The sequence below is a fragment of the Allochromatium vinosum DSM 180 genome (assembly GCF_000025485.1).
Classification (GTDB): Bacteria; Pseudomonadota; Gammaproteobacteria; order Chromatiales; family Chromatiaceae; genus Thermochromatium; species Thermochromatium vinosum.
On the sequence record NC_013851.1, the window covers coordinates 2671476 to 2689140 of the forward strand.

The 17665-nt window shown below is 63.0% G+C and carries 23 protein-coding genes and 1 pseudogene; all 24 read right to left on the minus strand.

The genetic code is table 11. The annotated features are described in order from the left end of the window. Positions 1-2: 2 nt before the first annotated feature. Positions 3-509, minus strand: a complete 507-nt coding sequence (rpsE, locus tag ALVIN_RS11690) for a 30S ribosomal protein S5 (protein WP_012971535.1) — start codon at positions 507-509, stop codon at positions 3-5. An 11-nt stretch (positions 510-520) separates the two neighbouring features. Beyond that, a complete protein-coding gene (gene rplR, locus ALVIN_RS11695) occupies positions 521-883 on the minus strand; it encodes a 50S ribosomal protein L18 (protein ID WP_012971536.1) in 363 nt (120 codons plus the stop codon). Between the two features lie 12 nt (positions 884-895). Then, positions 896-1429, minus strand: coding sequence for a 50S ribosomal protein L6 (gene rplF / locus ALVIN_RS11700; protein WP_012971537.1), 534 nt, complete (start codon positions 1427-1429; stop codon positions 896-898). Between the two features lie 12 nt (positions 1430-1441). Continuing rightward, the gene (gene rpsH, locus ALVIN_RS11705; RefSeq protein WP_012971538.1) at positions 1442-1837 is read right to left on the minus strand and encodes a 30S ribosomal protein S8; all 396 of its coding nucleotides are present in this window, start codon (positions 1835-1837) and stop codon (positions 1442-1444) included. Between the two features lie 69 nt (positions 1838-1906). Then, positions 1907-2212 (minus strand): 30S ribosomal protein S14, encoded by a 306-nt coding sequence (gene rpsN, locus ALVIN_RS11710; protein WP_012971539.1) that lies wholly within the window; start codon positions 2210-2212, stop codon positions 1907-1909. 11 nt (positions 2213-2223) lie between these two features. Beyond that, positions 2224-2763 carry a 50S ribosomal protein L5 gene (rplE, locus tag ALVIN_RS11715; RefSeq protein ID WP_012971540.1) on the minus strand — a complete coding sequence of 180 codons (540 nt, stop codon included), beginning with the start codon at positions 2761-2763 and terminating at the stop codon, positions 2224-2226. Between the two features lie 14 nt (positions 2764-2777). Further along, on the minus strand, positions 2778-3095 hold the full coding sequence (gene rplX / locus ALVIN_RS11720; RefSeq protein ID WP_012971541.1) for a 50S ribosomal protein L24: 318 nt from the start codon (positions 3093-3095) through the stop codon (positions 2778-2780). 13 nt (positions 3096-3108) lie between these two features. Beyond that, entirely contained in the window at positions 3109-3477 is a 369-nt protein-coding gene (rplN, locus tag ALVIN_RS11725; protein WP_012971542.1) for a 50S ribosomal protein L14, read from the minus strand. Positions 3478-3596: 119 nt separating this feature from the next. Then, the gene (rpsQ, locus tag ALVIN_RS11730) at positions 3597-3863 is read right to left on the minus strand and encodes a 30S ribosomal protein S17 (protein WP_012971543.1); all 267 of its coding nucleotides are present in this window, start codon (positions 3861-3863) and stop codon (positions 3597-3599) included. Beyond that, positions 3860-4060: a 50S ribosomal protein L29 gene (rpmC, locus tag ALVIN_RS11735; protein WP_012971544.1), complete on the minus strand. Its 201-nt coding sequence runs from the start codon at positions 4058-4060 to the stop codon at positions 3860-3862. Before rpmC ends, rpsQ begins: the two co-directional genes overlap by 4 nt. Continuing rightward, positions 4060-4473 carry a 50S ribosomal protein L16 gene (rplP, locus tag ALVIN_RS11740; RefSeq protein ID WP_012971545.1) on the minus strand — a complete coding sequence of 138 codons (414 nt, stop codon included), beginning with the start codon at positions 4471-4473 and terminating at the stop codon, positions 4060-4062. Before rplP ends, rpmC begins: the two co-directional genes overlap by 1 nt. Positions 4474-4476: 3 nt before the next feature. Continuing rightward, the gene (gene rpsC, locus ALVIN_RS11745) at positions 4477-5154 is read right to left on the minus strand and encodes a 30S ribosomal protein S3 (RefSeq protein ID WP_012971546.1); all 678 of its coding nucleotides are present in this window, start codon (positions 5152-5154) and stop codon (positions 4477-4479) included. Positions 5155-5172: 18 nt separating this feature from the next. After that, on the minus strand, positions 5173-5505 hold the full coding sequence (gene rplV, locus ALVIN_RS11750) for a 50S ribosomal protein L22 (RefSeq protein WP_012971547.1): 333 nt from the start codon (positions 5503-5505) through the stop codon (positions 5173-5175). A 12-nt stretch (positions 5506-5517) separates the two neighbouring features. After that, a complete protein-coding gene (gene rpsS, locus ALVIN_RS11755; RefSeq protein ID WP_012971548.1) occupies positions 5518-5796 on the minus strand; it encodes a 30S ribosomal protein S19 in 279 nt (92 codons plus the stop codon). Between the two features lie 20 nt (positions 5797-5816). After that, positions 5817-6647, minus strand: a complete 831-nt coding sequence (rplB, locus tag ALVIN_RS11760) for a 50S ribosomal protein L2 (protein ID WP_012971549.1) — start codon at positions 6645-6647, stop codon at positions 5817-5819. Positions 6648-6679: 32 nt separating this feature from the next. After that, positions 6680-6976, minus strand: a complete 297-nt coding sequence (gene rplW / locus ALVIN_RS11765; protein ID WP_012971550.1) for a 50S ribosomal protein L23 — start codon at positions 6974-6976, stop codon at positions 6680-6682. Continuing rightward, positions 6973-7584, minus strand: a complete 612-nt coding sequence (gene rplD, locus ALVIN_RS11770; protein WP_012971551.1) for a 50S ribosomal protein L4 — start codon at positions 7582-7584, stop codon at positions 6973-6975. Before rplD ends, rplW begins: the two co-directional genes overlap by 4 nt. A 6-nt stretch (positions 7585-7590) precedes the next feature. Further along, positions 7591-8241, minus strand: coding sequence for a 50S ribosomal protein L3 (rplC, locus tag ALVIN_RS11775; protein ID WP_012971552.1), 651 nt, complete (start codon positions 8239-8241; stop codon positions 7591-7593). A gap of 10 nt (positions 8242-8251) precedes the next feature. Beyond that, a complete protein-coding gene (gene rpsJ, locus ALVIN_RS11780; RefSeq protein ID WP_007040450.1) occupies positions 8252-8563 on the minus strand; it encodes a 30S ribosomal protein S10 in 312 nt (103 codons plus the stop codon). 4 nt (positions 8564-8567) lie between these two features. Further along, positions 8568-9758 (minus strand): elongation factor Tu, encoded by a 1191-nt coding sequence (gene tuf, locus ALVIN_RS11785; RefSeq protein WP_012971553.1) that lies wholly within the window; start codon positions 9756-9758, stop codon positions 8568-8570. Positions 9759-9783: 25 nt separating this feature from the next. After that, positions 9784-11880 (minus strand): elongation factor G, encoded by a 2097-nt coding sequence (gene fusA / locus ALVIN_RS11790; RefSeq protein ID WP_012971554.1) that lies wholly within the window; start codon positions 11878-11880, stop codon positions 9784-9786. Between the two features lie 59 nt (positions 11881-11939). Then, positions 11940-12410 carry a 30S ribosomal protein S7 gene (gene rpsG, locus ALVIN_RS11795; RefSeq protein WP_012971555.1) on the minus strand — a complete coding sequence of 157 codons (471 nt, stop codon included), beginning with the start codon at positions 12408-12410 and terminating at the stop codon, positions 11940-11942. A 54-nt stretch (positions 12411-12464) separates the two neighbouring features. Then, positions 12465-12839 (minus strand): 30S ribosomal protein S12, encoded by a 375-nt coding sequence (gene rpsL, locus ALVIN_RS11800; protein ID WP_012971556.1) that lies wholly within the window; start codon positions 12837-12839, stop codon positions 12465-12467. Positions 12840-13193: 354 nt separating this feature from the next. Beyond that, positions 13194-17630, minus strand: a pseudogene (gene rpoC / locus ALVIN_RS11805) (DNA-directed RNA polymerase subunit beta'); the annotation flags it as partial. Positions 17631-17665 lie beyond the last annotated feature (35 nt).

Below are 17665 nucleotides of genomic sequence, written 5' to 3' on the forward strand. Positions count from 1 at the left end.
GCTTACCCCAGGATCTCTTCGACGCTCTTGCCGCGCTTGGCGGCAACGGTCGCCGGATCGCTCATGGCGCGCAGACCATTGACGGTGGCGCGCACGACGTTGATCGGGTTGTTGGTGCCGATGCACTTGGCGAGCACGTTCTGCACGCCCAGCACCTCGAACACGGCACGCATGGCGCCGCCGGCGATGATTCCGGTACCCTCGGAGGCCGGCTGCATGAAGACCTTGGCCGCACCGTGCTTGCCCTGCAAGGGATATTGCAGGGTCGAGCCGTTGAGCTTGACCTCGATCATGTTCTTGCGCGCGTTCTCCATCGCCTTCTGGATCGCGATCGGCACCTCACGCGCCTTGCCGCGACCGAAGCCGACCCGGCCCTTGCCGTCGCCGACCACAGTCAGGGCGGCGAAACCGAACTGACGGCCACCCTTGACCACCTTGGCGACACGATTGACCGCCACCAGCTTTTCGAGGAGATCGTCGCCTTCCACTTTTGGATTGAAGTTTGCCATTGCTCGCTCCCCTAGAATTTCAATCCGCCTTCACGCGCGGCATCCGCCAGCGCCTTGAGACGGCCGTGATAACGGAAGCCGGAACGGTCGAAGGCGACTGTCTCGACACCAGCGGCCAGAGCGCGCTCGGCGATTGCCTTGCCGATGACGGTGGCAGCGGCGATGTTGGCCTTGTTGCCCGTGATCTGCTCGGCCAGCGCCTTCTCGACGGTCGAGGCACTGGCGAGCACGCGGTCGCCGGTCTCGCCGGGCGCGATGATCTGGGCATAGGTGTGGCGCGGCGTGCGATGCACGCACAGCCGGTAGGCGCCAAGCTCGCGAATTTTGGCGCGGGCCCGCGTCGCACGACGCAGGCGAGCCTGTTTCTTGTCCATCGTTGAGACCCCTTATTTCTTCTTGGCTTCCTTACGCAGGACGTTCTCGTCCGCGTAACGAACACCCTTGCCCTTGTACGGCTCCGGCGGACGATAAGCCCGGATCTCGGAGGCGACCTGACCGACCTGCTGCTTGTCGGCGCCCGACACCAGGATCTCGGTCTGACTGGGGGTCTCGATCGTGATGCCCTTCGGCACCGGATAGTCGACCGGATGTGAGAAGCCCAGGCTGAGGTTGAGCACGTCGCCCTTGGCCTGCGCGCGATAACCGACGCCGACCAGGGTCAGCTTGCGCGTGAAGCCGGCGCCGCAGCCGGTGACCATGTTGTTGAGCAGCGCACGGGTGGTGCCGGCCATGGCCCAGGCTTCGGTCTGGCCCTCGGCGGGCGCGACCCGGATCTCGCCGTTCTCTTCGCAGACGCGAACGGTCGGATGGACACACCAGTCCAGGGCGCCTTTCGGACCCTTGACCTTGACGTCCTGACCGCTGATCTCGACGGTGACGCCCTTGGGCAGCTTGATGGGAGCTTTTGCAACACGTGACATCGTAGTCTCCCCTTAAGCGACGTAGGCGATGATCTCGCCGCCGTGTCCGGCCTGACGGGCCGCGCGGTCGGTCATCAGACCCTTGGAGGTGGAGACGATGGCGATGCCGAGCCCGGCCCAGACCTTGGGCAGCTCGTCCTTGCCGCGATAGATGCGCAGTCCGGGGCGCGAAACGCGCTTGAGGAACTCGATCACGGGCTTGCCGCGATAATACTTGAGCTTGATGACCAGCTCGGGCTTGCCACCCTTGGCTTCGACCATGGCGTCGGCGATGTAGCCTTCTTCTTTAAGCAGATTCGCGATGGCGACTTTCTGCTTTGAAGACGGCATCACGATCGTGATCTTACCGCGCTGCTGGCCGTTGCGGATGCGTGTCAGCATATCCGCAATCGGATCCGACATACTCATTGGCTTCTCCGTGGGTCAGGCCGTCGTTGCGACGCGATACCCGGTAGGTTGAAAAACGTGTGGCTGAACTTACCAGCTCGCCTTGACGACGCCGGGGACGTCCCCGCGCATCACGGCCTCGCGCAGCTTGTTGCGCGACAGGCCGAACTTGCGATAGACCGCGTGCGGACGACCGCTGACGCGGCAGCGACGCTGCTGGCGCGTCGGGCCGGCATCGCGCGGCAGCTTCTGCAGCTTCGCCAGCGCTTCGTCGATCTGCTCGGAACTCGCGCTGCGATCATTGATTACGGCCTTGAGGGCCGCGCGCTTAGCGCTGAACTGGGCTGCGATCTCGGTGCGCTTGCGGTCGCGCGCAATCATGCTCTTCTTCGCCATGGGGCTCTACCTTAGGTTCGGAACGGAAAATTGAAGGCCGCGAGCAGGGCACGTCCTTCTTCGTCCGTCCGCGCCGTGGTCGTAATGGTGATGTCGAGTCCGCGCAGCGCATCGATCTTGTCGTAATCGATCTCGGGGAACATGATCTGCTCACGCACGCCCATGGAATAGTTGCCGCGGCCATCGAAGGACTTGGCACTCAGACCGCGGAAGTCGCGGATACGCGGGATCGAGACACTGATCAGGCGATCGAGGAACTCGTACATGCGCTCGCGACGCAGCGTGACCTTGCAGCCGATCGGCCAGCCTTCGCGGATCTTGAACCCGGCGACCGATTTGCGGGCGTAGGTCACGATCGGCTGCTGACCGGCGATGGCGCGCAGATCGGCGACGGCATTGTCCATGACCTTCTTGTCGGCCACGGCCTCGCCCACGCCCATGTTGAGTGTGATCTTCTCGATCTTGGGCACCTGCATCACGCTCTGGTAGCCGAAATGCTCCTTGAGCTGAGGAACGATGCGCTCTTTGTATTCAGTCTGTAATCTGGACATCTCGCTTCACCCGGTCAGACGTCGACGACTTCGTCGTTGGACTTGAACACACGCACCTTGCGCCCGTCTTCCAGGGTCTTGAAGCCGACTCGGTCGGCCGCACCCTTGATCGGGTTGTAGAGCCCGACATTGGAGACGTGGATCGGCATCGCCTTGTCGATGATGCCGCCCGGCGCTCCGGCTTGCGGATTGCCTTTCTGGTGCTTGCGGGCGATGTTGATGTTCTCGACGACGACGTGATTCTCGTCGACTACCTTGAGCACCGTGCCGCGCTTGCCCTTGTCCTTGCCGGCGATGACCATGACGTCATCACCCTTCTTGATCTTTCTCATGACTATCGTCTCCTCAGAGCACTTCCGGCGCCAGCGAGATGATCTTCATGAAACGCTCGCCGCGCAGCTCGCGCGTGACAGGCCCGAAGATACGGGTGCCGATGGGTTGAAGCTGGTTGTTCAAGAGCACGGCGGCGTTGCCGTCGAAACGGATCAGCGAACCGTCGGGGCGGCGCACGCCATGACGGGTGCGAACCACGACCGCATTGTACACATCGCCCTTCTTGACCTTGCCGCGTGGGATGGCGTCCTTGACGGTGACCTTGATGACATCGCCGATGCCCGCGTAGCGACGATGCGACCCGCCGAGCACCTTGATGCACATCACGCTCTTGGCGCCGCTGTTGTCGGCGACGCTCAGATTGGTCTGCATCTGAATCATTGTCTTTTACCTAAAAAGCTCGTTGCTGATCCGGGAATGGACCGATGGCTCCGCGAAATGACCGCGCCGGCCGCACCGCAAGCGCCGGGCCGGAAGTACGCGAGACTGGCAAATGCCGCTCAGCGCGCCTTTTCGAGGATCTCGATCAGACGCCAGGTCTTGGTCTTGGAGAGCGGACGGCACTGCTCGACCCGCACCAGATCGCCGACGTTGCAGCTGTTGGTCTCGTCATGCGCGTGGATCTTGGTCGAGCGGCGCATGAATTTACCATAGAGCGGGTGCTTGACACGGCGCTCGATCACGACCGTGATGGTCTTGTCCATGGCGCTGCTGCTCACGCGCCCTTCGAGTGTCCGATTGGTCTTGATCTCGTTCTCGTCGCTCATGATTTCCCGCCCGCCTTCTGCTCGGCCATGATGGTCTTGATCCGGGCGATGTCCCGGCGCACGGCCTTCATGCGCGAAGGCTTGGACAACTGACCGGTGCCCCGCTGCATACGCAGATTGAATTGCTCGCGCAGCAGCTCCATCAACTGTGTCTGAAGCTCTTGGGCGCTGTTGGTTCTAAGCTCGTTGGCCTTCATCACAGAATCGTCCGCTTTTCAAAGGTGGTCTGCACCGGCAGCTTGGCCGAGGCCAGCTTGAAGGCTTCGCGCGCGACTTCTTCGCTGACACCCTCGATCTCGTAGAGCATGCTGCCCGGCTGAATCAGGGCGACCCAGTACTCGACGTTACCCTTACCCTTACCCATACGCACTTCGAGCGGCTTTTTGGAGATCGGCTTATCCGGGAACACCCGGATCCAGATCTTACCGCCGCGCTTGACGCTACGGGAGATGGCACGACGGGCGGCCTCGATCTGGCGTGCGGTAAGACGACCGCGCTCGGTTGCCTTGAGACCGAACTCGCCGAAGCTCACCCGGTTACCGCTCTGGGCCAGACCGCGGTTGCGGCCCTTGTGTTGCTTTCTGAATTTGGTGCGTTTCGGTTGCAGCATGACTTAACCCTTCTTTCCGGACGCCTTCGGCGCCGGTTCCTCGGGCAGCTGGTCGCCGAAAACCTCGCCCTTGAAGATCCAGACCTTGACTCCGAGCACGCCGTAGGTCGTCTTGGCCTCGGCAAAGCCGTAGTCGATGTCGGCACGCAGGGTGTGCAGCGGCACACGGCCTTCACGCGCCCACTCGCTGCGTGCGATCTCGGCACCGTTCAGGCGACCGGCAACGCTGACCTTGATGCCCTCGGCGCCCAGACGCATGGTGTTCTGGATCGAACGCTTCATGGCGCGGCGGAACATGATACGCCGTTCGAGCTGCTGAGCAATGCCCTCGGCCACCAGTTGCGCGTCGAGTTCCGGCTTGCGGATCTCTTCGATGGCGATGTGCACCGGAATGCCCATCATCTCCGAGACCTTGGCGCGCAGCTTGTCGATGTCCTCGCCCTTCTTGCCGATCACCACGCCCGGACGGGCGGTGTGGATGGTGATGTGGGCATTCTTGGCCGGACGGTCGATCTGGATGCGGCTCACCGACGCCTTGGCGAGTTCCTTGCGCAGGAAGTCGCGGACCTGGAGATCGGTGTTGAGCAGATCGGCATAGTCCTTGGAATTGGCATACCACTTGGATGTCCAGTCCTTGACGATGCCAAGCCGGATACCATTCGGATGAACTTTCTGTCCCATACTGGTCCCCTGGATCCTCTAGGCTTCGGCCACGGTCAGCGTGATGTGGCTGGTGCGTTTCATGATGCGGTTGGCGCGGCCCTTGGCGCGCGGCATGATCCGCTTCATGGTCGGCCCCTCGTTGACCTGGATGGCCGCGACCTTGAGTTCGTCGATGTCGGCGCCCTCATTGTGCTCGGCGTTGGCGATCGCCGACTCCAGGACTTTCTTGATGATGTCGGCGCCCTTCTTGGGGCTGAAGGACAGCGTGTTGAGGGCTTCCTCGACACGCTTGCCGCGAATCAGATCCGCGACCAGTCGGGCCTTCTGCGCCGAGATCCGGGCGTATTTGTGTGTGGCTACAGCTTGCATCGCGATCTCCGACTAGCGCTTCTTCGCTTTCTTGTCGGCGGCGTGACCACGATAGGTACGGGTCAACGCGAACTCGCCGAGCTTGTGGCCGATCATGTTTTCGTTGACGAGAACCGGCACATGTTGACGCCCGTTATGGACGGCAATGGTCAGACCAACCATCTCAGGCAACACCATGGAACGGCGCGACCAGGTCTTGATCGGGCGCTTGCTGTTTTGGGCGACCGCCTCTTCCACCTTCTTGATCAGGTGGTGATCGACGAACGGGCCCTTTCGAATCGAACGTGGCACTGGCTCAACCTCGACTGATGCTATTTCTGACCGCGACGACGCACGATCATGCCGTCGGTCCGCTTGTTATGGCGCGTCTTGTGGCCCTTGGTCGGCACACCCCAGGGCGTGACCGGATGACGGCCGCCGGAGGTCCGGCCTTCACCACCGCCGTGCGGGTGATCGACCGGGTTCATGACCACGCCGCGCACCGTCGGACGGATACCGCGCCAGCGGCTCGCGCCGGCCTTGCCGAGCTTGCGCAGGCTGTGTTCGCTGTTGCCCACCTCGCCGATGACGGCGCGGCAGTCGGAATGCACTTTACGCATCTCGCCGGAACGCAAACGCAGGGTTGCGGTACCGGAGTCGCGCGCCACCAGCTGCACTGCGGCACCGGCCGAACGCGCGATCTGCGCGCCCTTGCCGGGACGCATCTCGATACAGTGCACCTGGGTGCCGACCGGGATGTTGCGTAGCGGCATGCAGTTGCCGACCGCAATCGGCGCGGCCTCGCCCGAAATGACCGAGTCGCCGGCCTTCAGGCCCTTGGGGGCAATGATGTAGGTGCGCTCGCCGTCGGCATACTTCAGCAGTGCGATGTGCGCCGAGCGGTTCGGATCATACTCCAGACGCTCCACGGTGGCGGGAATCCCGTCCTTGCGGTTGCGCTTGAAGTCGATGATGCGATAACGCTGCTTGTGACCGCCGCCCTGATGGCGAACGGATACACGGCCCTGATTGTTGCGTCCGCCGTGCTTGCTCTGCTTGTCGATCAGGGGCGCATGGGGCGCGCCCTTGTGCAGATCGGGCGTCGTCACCTTGACGACGAAGCGTCGTCCGGCGGACGTCGGTTTGGTCTTTACGATTGGCATCTTGATCTATCCGTTGCTGTCCGCCGCCGCGCTCAAGCGGCGTCGCCGAAGTCGATGTCTTGGCCGGCCTTGAGGCGCACATAGGCCTTGCGCCAGTCCTGACGCTTGCCCAGACGCTGCCCATGGCGCTTCTGCTTGCCCTTGACGTTGAGGATCTGGACGCGATCGACTTCGACCTCGAACAGCATCTCGACCGCCTTGGCGACTTCCTGCTTGGTCGCATCGCTCAGGACACGGAAAGTCACCTGACCGGCCGTCTCGGCCAGACGGGTGGCTTTCTCGGAGATCACGGGCGCGACCAGCACCTTCATCAGACGCTCTTTGTTCATGCCAGCCGCTCCTCCAGCTTCTTGATCGCCGCCTCGGTGGCGAGGATGGTCTCGAAGGCGACCAGGCTGACCGGATCGACCTCTTGAGCCGACAGCACGTCGACCTTGGGCAGATTGCGCGCGGCCAGATAGAGCGTGTCATCGAACCCATCGGTGAGGATGAGGGCGTCGGTCAGGTCATGGCTCTTGAGCAGCGCGATCAGAGCCTTGGTCTTGGCCTCTTCCAGCGCCAGCTCGGAGACGACCACCAGACGCTCGGTGCGTACCAGCTCAGACAGGATCGAGCGCACGGCGCCGCGATACATCTTGCGGTTGACTTTCTGGCCGTAGTCGCGCGGCTGGGCCGCGAAGGTCACACCGCCCGAGCGCCACAGCGGGCTACGGGAGGTACCTGCGCGGGCACGACCGGTTCCCTTCTGGCGCCACGGTTTGGAACCGCCACCGGAAACCGCCGCACGGTTCTTCTGGGCCTTGGTGCCGGCGCGCGCGCCCGCCATGTAGGCGGTCACGACCTGGTGGACCAGGCCTGGTTTGTATTCCACGCCGAAGACGGCGTCGGAAACCTGCACACTGGACGCGCCAGTGTGGTTTCGAATGGCGATCTCCATGAGTGCTCAGCCCTTGTTCTTTTGCTTCACGGACGGCAGCACGACCAGACGCCCTCCCGTCGGTCCGGGCACGCCGCCACGGACGAGGAGCAGGTTGCGTTCGGCGTCGATGCGCACGACCTCGAGATTTTGCTGACAACGATTGGCGGCGCCAAGATGACCCGCCATCTTCTTACCCTTCCACACGCGCCCGGGGGTCTGGTTCTGACCGATGGAACCCGGCGCGCGGTGCGACAGCGAGTTGCCGTGGGTGCGGTCCTGACCGGCGAAGTGGTGACGGCGGATGACGCCGGAAAAACCACGACCCTTGGTCACGCCACGCACATCGACCTTCTGGCCCGGCTCGAAGATGGAGACCGAAATCTCCTGACCGACCTGGAGGTCGGCGCCTTCGCCGCCTTCCAGACGGAACTCGCGCAGCACTTCACCCGCCTCAACACCGGCCTTGGCGTAATGACCCGCCATCGGCTTGGTGACGCGCGAGGCGCGACGCTGGCCGAAGGCGACCTGGATGGCGCGATAGCCATCGGTCTCTTCGGATTTGACCTGACTGACGCGGTTCGGCGTGACCTCGATCACGGTGACCGGGATGCTTTCACCTGCCTCAGTGAAGACACGGGTCATGCCGGCTTTGCGTCCGATAACTCCGATCGACATGATTTCGTCCTCAGCTCAGCTTGATCTGGACGTCGACACCGGCGGCCAGATCGAGTTTCATCAGGGCGTCGACGGTCTTGTCGGTCGGATCGACGATGTCCATCAAACGCTTGTGCGTCCGCAGTTCGTACTGGTCGCGTGCGTCCTTGTTGACGTGCGGTGAGACCAGAACGGTGAAACGCTCTTTCTTGGACGGCAGCGGGACCGGGCCACGCACCTGAGCGCCGGTGCGCTTGGCGGTATCGACGATCTCACGCGCGGACTGATCGATCAGACGATGATCGAACGCCTTCAGCCGAATTCGGATTCTCTGATTCGTCATGCCCTTACTCGATGATCTTAGCAACAACACCCGCGCCGACGGTGCGACCGCCCTCGCGGACCGCAAAGCGCAGACCTTCTTCCATCGCGATCGGCGCGATCAGCTTGATCGTCATTTTGACGTTGTCGCCCGGCATCACCATCTCGATGCCTTCGGGCAGCTCGCAAGCGCCGGTGACGTCGGTGGTGCGGAAGTAGAACTGCGGACGATAGCCGTTGAAGAAGGGGGTGTGACGACCGCCCTCTTCCTTGCTCAGCACGTACACTTCAGCTTCGAAGTGGGTGTGCGGGGTGATCGAGCCGGGCTTGGCCAGCACCTGACCACGCTCGACGTCTTCACGCTTGGTGCCGCGCAGCAGGGCGCCGATGTTGTCACCGGCCTGACCCTGGTCGAGCAGCTTGCGGAACATTTCGACACCGGTGCAGATGGTCTTGACGGTGTCTTTGATGCCGACGATGGCCACTTCTTCGCCGACCTTGACGATGCCGCGCTCGACACGTCCGGTCACCACGGTGCCGCGTCCGGAGATCGAGAACACGTCTTCGATCGGCATCAGGAAGGCGCCGTCGATGGCCCGCTCCGGCTCGGGAATGTAGCTGTCGAGCGCCTCCATCAGTCGGTCGATCGAGGGACCGCCGATTTCGGAGGTGTCGCCTTCCAGCGCCAGCTTGGCCGAGCCGGTGATGATCGGGGTGTCGTCGCCGGGGAAGTCGTAGCTGGAGAGCAGCTCGCGCACTTCCATCTCGACCAGCTCCAGAAGCTCGGCGTCGTCGACCATGTCGGCCTTGTTCAGGTACACCACGATGTAGGGCACGCCGACCTGACGTGACAGCAGGATGTGCTCACGGGTCTGGGGCATCGGGCCGTCGGCGGCCGAGCACACCAGAATCGCGCCGTCCATCTGCGCCGCGCCGGTGATCATGTTCTTGACATAGTCGGCGTGACCGGGGCAGTCGACATGGGCGTAGTGACGCTTGTCGCTCTCGTACTCCACGTGCGCCGTGGCAATGGTGATGCCGCGCTCGCGCTCTTCCGGGGCGTTGTCGATCTGGTCGTAGGCCCGCGCCTCACCGCCGAACTTCTTGGCCTGATGCGTGGTGATCGCCGCCGTCAGCGTGGTCTTGCCGTGGTCGACGTGGCCAATCGTGCCAACGTTGACGTGAGGCTTGCTACGTTGAAATTTTTCTTTGGACATCCCGCTCTACCCTTCGGATGAATCGTTACTTCTTCTTGGAGACCGCTTCGGCAATGCTGGCGGGCACCTCGTTGTACTTGCAGAATTCCATGCTGTAGGTCGCGCGACCCTGGGTCGCCGAACGCAGGTCGGTGGCATAACCGAACATCTCCGACAGCGGAACCTCGGCACGGATGATCTTGCCGGACGGGGAATCGTCCATACCCTGGATCATGCCGCGACGGCTGTTGATGTCACCCATGACGTCGCCCATGTTCTCCTCGGGCGTGACCACCTCGACCTTCATGATCGGCTCCAGAAGAACCGGCTTGGCCTTGGCCGCCGCTTCCTTGATCGCCATGGAGCCGGCGATCTTGAACGCCATTTCACTGGAGTCAACTTCGTGATAGGAGCCGTCGTAGAGGGTGACCTTGATATCGACCATGGGGAAGCCGGCCAGGATACCGTTCTTCATGGCCTCCTGGATGCCCTTGTCGACCGCCGGAATGTATTCTTTCGGCACGGTACCGCCGACGATGCCGTTGACGAACTCGTAACCGCCACCGGCTTCCATCGGCTCGACGCGGATGAGGACATGACCATACTGACCGCGACCGCCGGACTGACGGGCGAACTTGGTGTCCTGCTCGACGCTGGTGCGAATGGTCTCGCGGTAGCTGACCTGGGGCGCGCCGACGTTGGCCTCGACCTTGAATTCGCGACGCATGCGGTCGACGATGATTTCGAGGTGCAGCTCGCCCATGCCGGAGATGATGGTCTGACCGGATTCCTCGTCGGTATGGACGCGGAACGACGGGTCTTCCTGCGCCAGCTTCTGCAGCGCGATACCCATCTTCTCCTGGTCGCCCTTGGTCTTGGGCTCGACCGCGACCGAGATGACCGGCTCGGGGAACTCCATGCGCTCCAGGGTGATGATCTGATTGAGATCGCACAGGGTGTCGCCCGTGGTGACATCTTTCAGACCGACGGCAGCGGCGATGTCGCCGGCGCGGACTTCCTTGATCTCCTCACGGTTGTTGGCGTGCATCTGCAGGATACGGCCGATGCGCTCTTTCTTGCCCTTGACCGGGTTGTACAGGGTATCGCCTGAGTTGAGCACACCCGAATAGACACGGAAGAAGGTCAGGGTACCGACGAAGGGGTCGGTTGCGATCTTGAACGCGAGCGCGGCAAAGGGCGCGGTGTCGGACGCTTCGCGCGAACCTTCGCTCTCGTCCCTGTCATCAAGGATGCCCTTGATCGCAGGCACATCGACCGGCGACGGCATGTAATCGAGCACGGCGTCGAGCATGGCCTGCACGCCCTTGTTCTTGAACGCCGAGCCGCACAGCATGGGCACGATTTCGCTCTTCAGGGTACGCGCACGCAGACCGGACTTGATCTCGTCCTCAGTCAGAGCTTCGCCTTCGAGGTACTTCTCCATCAGCTCTTCGCTGGACTCGGCAGCGGCCTCGACCAGCTTCTCGCGCCATTCCTCACAGTCGTCGACCATGTCGGCCGGAATGTCGCCGTACTCGAATTTGGTGCCCTTGGACTCATCGTCCCAGAGGATGGCTTTCATCTTGACTAGGTCGACGACGCCCTTGAAGTGCTCTTCGGCACCGATCGGCAGCTGGAGCGGAACGGGATTGCCGCCCAGACGATCCTTGACCTGACCGACGACGCGCAGGAAGTTCGCGCCCATGCGGTCCATCTTGTTGACGAACGCCAGACGCGGAACGCCGTACTTGTTGGCCTGACGCCAGACGGTCTCGGACTGAGGCTCGACGCCACCGACCGCGCAAAAGACCGCGCAGGCGCCGTCGAGGACGCGCAGCGAACGCTCGACTTCAATGGTGAAGTCGACGTGCCCGGGAGTGTCGATGATGTTGATGCGGTGCTCAGGACGGTCGAGCGCCATGCCTTTCCAGAAGCAGGTCGTGGCCGCCGAGGTGATGGTGATACCACGCTCCTGTTCCTGCTCCATCCAGTCCATGGTGGCGGCGCCGTCGTGCACCTCGCCGATTTTGTGCGAGACACCCGTATAGAACAGGATGCGCTCCGTGGTAGTGGTCTTCCCGGCATCGATGTGTGCCATGATGCCAAGATTGCGGTACCGCTCGATGGGTGTGCTACGTGCCACGACTGAATCCGCCCTGATGATCCTAAAGAACTCGAAAAAACGAACGCGAAACCGCCGAATTACCAGCGGTAATGCGAGAAGGCTTTGTTGGCTTCGGCCATGCGATGGGTGTCTTCTTTCTTCTTGACTGCCGTGCCACGCGAGTCGGCCGCGTCCATCAGCTCGCCAGCGAGACGCTGGGCCATGGACTTTTCGGACCGCTTGCGCGCCGAATCGATCAGCCAGCGCATGGCCAGCGAATTGCGGCGAGCCGGACGCACCTCGACCGGAACCTGATAAGTAGCACCGCCGACACGACGCGACTTGACTTCGACCATCGGACGCACGTTCTCCATCGCCTGCTCAAGCAGCTCGACCGGGCTTCCGCCTTTCTTCTCGGCGATCTGATCCAGGGCGCTGTAGATGATATGCTCGGCGACGGACTTCTTGCCGTCCTCCATCATCATGTTGATGAACTTGGTCAGCAACTCGCTTCCGTGCTTGGGATCCGGAAGGATTTGACGGCGAGCGGCAACGCGTCTTCTTGGCATGGTCTTCTAAGGCTCCGACGTATTCGTTGTAGTCTGGGTCGCGTCAGCGCGCGATCACTTCTTCGGACGCTTGGCGCCGTACTTGGAACGCGCCTGACGGCGCTTCTCGACACCCGAGGTGTCCAGGGTACCGCGTACGGTGTGGTAGCGCACGCCCGGCAAGTCCTTGACACGACCGCCGCGAATCAGGACCACCGAGTGTTCCTGAAGATTATGGCCTTCGCCGCCGATGTAGGACGCGACCTCATACCCGTTGGTCAGACGCACGCGGGCCACTTTACGCAGCGCCGAGTTCGGCTTCTTGGGCGTAGTGGTGTAGACGCGCGTGCAGACCCCGCGACGCTGCGGACAGGCCTCGAGGGCGGGCACGTTGGTTTTCGCCACGTTTCGCTTGCGAGGCTTGCGGACGAGTTGGTTGATCGTTGCCATGCGATGAGTCTCCAGCGGCGCCCTCGCGCCATGATTCTTCTTTGGAGTCAAACGAAGCCTGCGCGCACGGGCCGGCTCGATGACATCGCCGGAATGACACGCACCAGATGCGACCGTCTGCTCAGGGGCCGGGCAAAGGCGCCCAAACCAGGGAATCGGATAAAAAATGAAGCTAGCCGATAGTCTACCGGCTAGCTGAGACAGAGCAGTATAGGGAGACGCCTAGGACGTGTCAACTCCCTGATCGACCTAGGCGGATGTCCATTCGGACTACTCAGCGGCTTCCGGGGTGTTGAGCGCCTGTTCCAGATCTTCGGTGGCCATCTCGACCTTGCCCGAGTCGAGCACCCGCTGACGACGCCGTTCCTGATGGTAGGACAGCCCCGTACCGGCCGGGATGAGACGACCGACGATGACGTTCTCCTTCAGCCCCACGAGCCGATCGGTCGAGCCGCGCACGGCGGCTTCGGTGAGCACGCGCGTGGTCTCCTGGAATGAGGCCGCCGAGATGAAGGACTCGGTGGCCAGCGACGCCTTGGTGATGCCGAGCAGCAACGGCTCGTAGAGTGCCGGCTGCTTGCCCTCGGCCATGGCGCGCTTGTTCTCGTCGATCAGCAACGCATGTTCGACCTGCTCGCCGCGCAGCAGTCGGGTGTCGCCCGGTGCCGTGACCTCGACCTTGCGCAGCATCTGACGCACGATGACCTCGATGTGCTTGTCGTTGATCTTCACGCCCTGCAGACGGTAGACGTCCTGGATCTCCTTGACCAGATACTCGGCCAGCGCGGTGACGCCCTTCAGACGCAGGATGTCGTGCGAGGCCAGTTCGCCGTCGGCGATCACCTCACCGCGCTCCACGCGCTCGCCCTCGAAGACGTTGACATGACGCCACTTCGGAATCAACTCCTCGACCGTCTCGCCGTCGTCCTTGGTGATGATGAGACGCTGCTTGCCCTTGGTGTCCTTACCGAAGCCGATGGTACCGCTGGCCTCGGCGAGCAGGGCCGGTTCCTTGGGCTTGCGTGCCTCGAACAGATCCGCAACGCGCGGCAGACCGCCGGTGATGTCGCGGGTCTTGGAGGACTCCTGCGGAATACGCGCCAGGATGTCGCCAACGCCGACGTTGGCGCCATTGGCCACACTGACGATGGCGCCCGAGGACAGGGCATAGCGTGCCGGCAGATCCGTACCGGCAATGTTGAGCTCGTTGCCGTTCTCGTCGAGCAGCTTGACCATGGGCCGCAGATCCTTGCCGGCCGCCGGACGCTGCTTGGGATCGATGACCACCAGCGAACTCAGACCCGTGACATCATCAGTCTGGGCCTGTACGGTCACGCCCTCGATGAAGTCCTCGAACTCCAGTCGACCGGCCACCTCGGTGACCACGGGGTGGGTGTGCGGATCCCAGGTCGCAACCACGTCGCCCGGCTTGACGGCGTCGCCGTCGCCGACGCGCAGGGTCGCGCCATAGGGCACCTTGTAGCGCTCCTTCTCCATGCCGCGCTCGTCGACCACGGTCAGTTCGCCCGAACGCGAGACCGCGACCAGGTTGCCCGAGTGATGCTGCACGGTCTTGATGTTGTGCAGACGCGCCGAGCCGCCGTTCTTGATCTCGATGCTGCTGACGGCCGCCGCACGCGAGGCCGCACCACCGATGTGGAAGGTGCGCATGGTGAGCTGGGTGCCCGGCTCGCCGATCGACTGGGCCGCGATGACACCGACCGCTTCGCCCATGTTGACGCGATGACCGCGCGCCAGATCGCGTCCATAGCACTGGGCGCAGACGCCGAGTCGCGACTCACAGGTGATGGGCGAACGCACCCGCACCTGGTCGATACCGACGTCTTCGAAGCGCTCGACCCAACCCTCATCGAGCAGGGTGCCGGCCTTGCAGATCAACTCCGGGTTGTCGACGCCCGGACGATAGACATCGACCGCCGTCACACGCCCGAGGATGCGATCACGCAGCGGTTCGACCACGTCGCCGCCCTCGATGACGGGCGCCATCAGCAGACCCTGATCGGTGCCACAGTCCTCTTCGAGCACCACCATGTCCTGCGCCACGTCGACCAGACGCCGGGTGAGATATCCGGAGTTCGCGGTCTTGAGCGCGGTATCGGCCAGACCCTTGCGCGCGCCGTGAGTCGAGATGAAGTACTGGATGACGTTCAGACCCTCGCGGAAGTTTGCGGTGATCGGCGTCTCGATGATGGAGCCGTCCGGCTTGGCCATCAGGCCGCGCATCCCGGCGAGCTGACGGATCTGGGCCGCCGAGCCACGGGCGCCGGAGTTGGCCATCATGTAGATGGAGTTGAACGAGTCCTGCTTGCGCTCCTCGATCAGGCGCGTCGGCGCCTCCTTGAGTCCGCTCGCCAGACGCTCGCGACCCTCGGACGTCTTGATCCGCTCAGGGTCGAGCTTGGCCATGACCTCGGGACGATAGCGCGCGGTCAGTTCGTCGAAACGAGCGTTGAACGCCTCCAGGCTCAGTTCCTCGCGCGCCAGTGCCCGAGCCGCCGAACGCAGCTCGCCCTGCCACTCGGCGAAGATCGCCCGTAGCGCCTCGTAGCCCTCAGGCTCGACCGCCGACAGGGCCGCCTGACGGTACTCACCGATCAGACGCTCGGCCTCGAAGCCGGGATCGGTCTTGGCCAGATCCGTACCCAGCTTGGACATCATGGCCTTGGCGACCTGATCGTTGGTGCGCGACCAGATGTCGACGACCTTGTTGTAGCGCTCGCCGTTCGTCACCAGACCCGAGGCGTACTGCTGCTGGATCTCCTGCACCTCGAGCTCAGCCGCCGCGAGCAGTGCGCCCTTGTCCATCTTGGCGTCCTGGTCGTCGCGCGGCACCTCCATGTCGTCGAGACCGATGGAGACACCGGCGCGGGTGGCCATGCGGAAACCCAGATACATCACCTGGTCGGCGAAGACCACGGTGTCCTTGAGTCCCAGGCGGCGATAGCAGGTGTTGATCAGCATCGAGATCTGCTTCTTGCCCAGCGGACGGTCGACCAGCTCGAAAGGCAGCCCCTCGGGCACGATGGCGAACACCATGGCACGCCCGACAGTCGTTTCCTTGAGGCTTGTACGCTCGGTCAGCGAGCCGTCCTTATGCTTGATGACTTCGCGGAGACGCACCGTGCAGCGCGCATGCAAATCCGCGTGTCCGGTCTCATAGGCGCGGCGCGCTTCGTCGATGTTGCTGAACAGCGCGCCCTCACCCTTGGCGCCGATGCGCTCGCGGGTCATGTAATAGAGACCCAGGACCACGTCCTGCGACGGCACGATGATCGGCTCGCCGTTGGCGGGCGAGAGGATGTTGTTGGAGGCCATCATCAGGGCGCGCGCTTCCAACTGCGCCTCCAGCGACAGCGGGACGTGCACGGCCATCTGGTCGCCGTCGAAGTCGGCGTTGAAGGCGGTACAGACCAGCGGATGGAGCTGGATCGCCTTGCCTTCGATCAGCACCGGCTCGAACGCCTGGATGCCCAGACGGTGCAGGGTCGGCGCGCGGTTGAGCATGACCGGATGCTCGCGGATCACCTCTTCGAGGATGTCCCACACCTCCGGGGTGCCGCGCTCGACCATCTTCTTGGCCGCCTTGATGGTGGCCGCCAGCCCGCGGAACTGGAGCTTGCTGAAGATGAAGGGCTTGAACAGCTCCAGGGCCATGCGCTTGGGCAGACCGCACTGATGGAGCTTGAGCGTCGGACCGACCACGATGACCGAACGGCCCGAGTAGTCGACGCGCTTGCCGAGCAGGTTCTGCCGGAAGCGGCCCTGCTTGCCCTTGATCATGTCGGCGAGCGACTTGAGCGGACGCTTGTTGGTGCCGGTGATGGCACGCCCGCGACGCCCGTTGTCGAGCAGCGCGTCGACCGACTCCTGGAGCATGCGCTTCTCGTTGCGCACGATGATGTCGGGCGCGATCAGATCGAGCAGGCGCTTGAGACGATTGTTGCGGTTGATGACGCGGCGATAGAGATCATTGAGATCCGAGGTCGCGAAGCGTCCGCCGTCGAGCGGCACCAGCGGGCGCAGTTCGGGCGGCAGCACCGGCAGCACGGTCAGGATCATCCACTCCGGCCGGTTGCCCGAGGCCAGCAGCGACTCCATGAGCTTGAGGCGCTTGGCGAGCTTCTTGATCTTGGTCTCGGAGTTGGTCGACTCGATCTCCTCGCGCATGCGGCGGATCTCGGCGGCCATGTCGATGCTGCGCAGCAGTTCGTAGATGGCCTCGGCGCCCATGCGTGCGTCGAACTCGTCGCCATTGGCTTCGAGCACGTCGAGATACTGCTCGTCATTGAGCAGTTGACCGCGTTCGAGATCCACGATCATGCCCGGATCGATGACGACGAAGGACTCGAAATAGAGGATGCGCTCGATGTCGCGCAGGGTCATGTCGAGCAGGAGGCCGATGCGCGAGGGCAGCGACTTGAGGAACCAGATGTGCGCCACCGGACTCGCGAGATCGATATGGCCCATGCGCTCGCGGCGCACCTTGGCCAGCGTGACCTCGACGCCGCACTTCTCGCACACCACGCCGCGATGCTTCAGGCGCTTGTACTTGCCGCAGATGCACTCGTAGTCGGTGATGGGTCCGAAGATCTTGGCGCAGAACAGCCCGTCGCGCTCCGGCTTGAAGGTGCGATAGTTGATGGTCTCGGGCTTCTTGACCTCGCCATAGGACCAGGAACGGATCATCTCGGGCGAGGCCAGCCCGATCTTGATCGCGTCGAATTCGAGTGCCTGACCCTGTTGCTTGATGATTTTGAGTAGATCTTTCAAGACCTTGATCTCCTGCCTGGAATAACCGGCTTGGG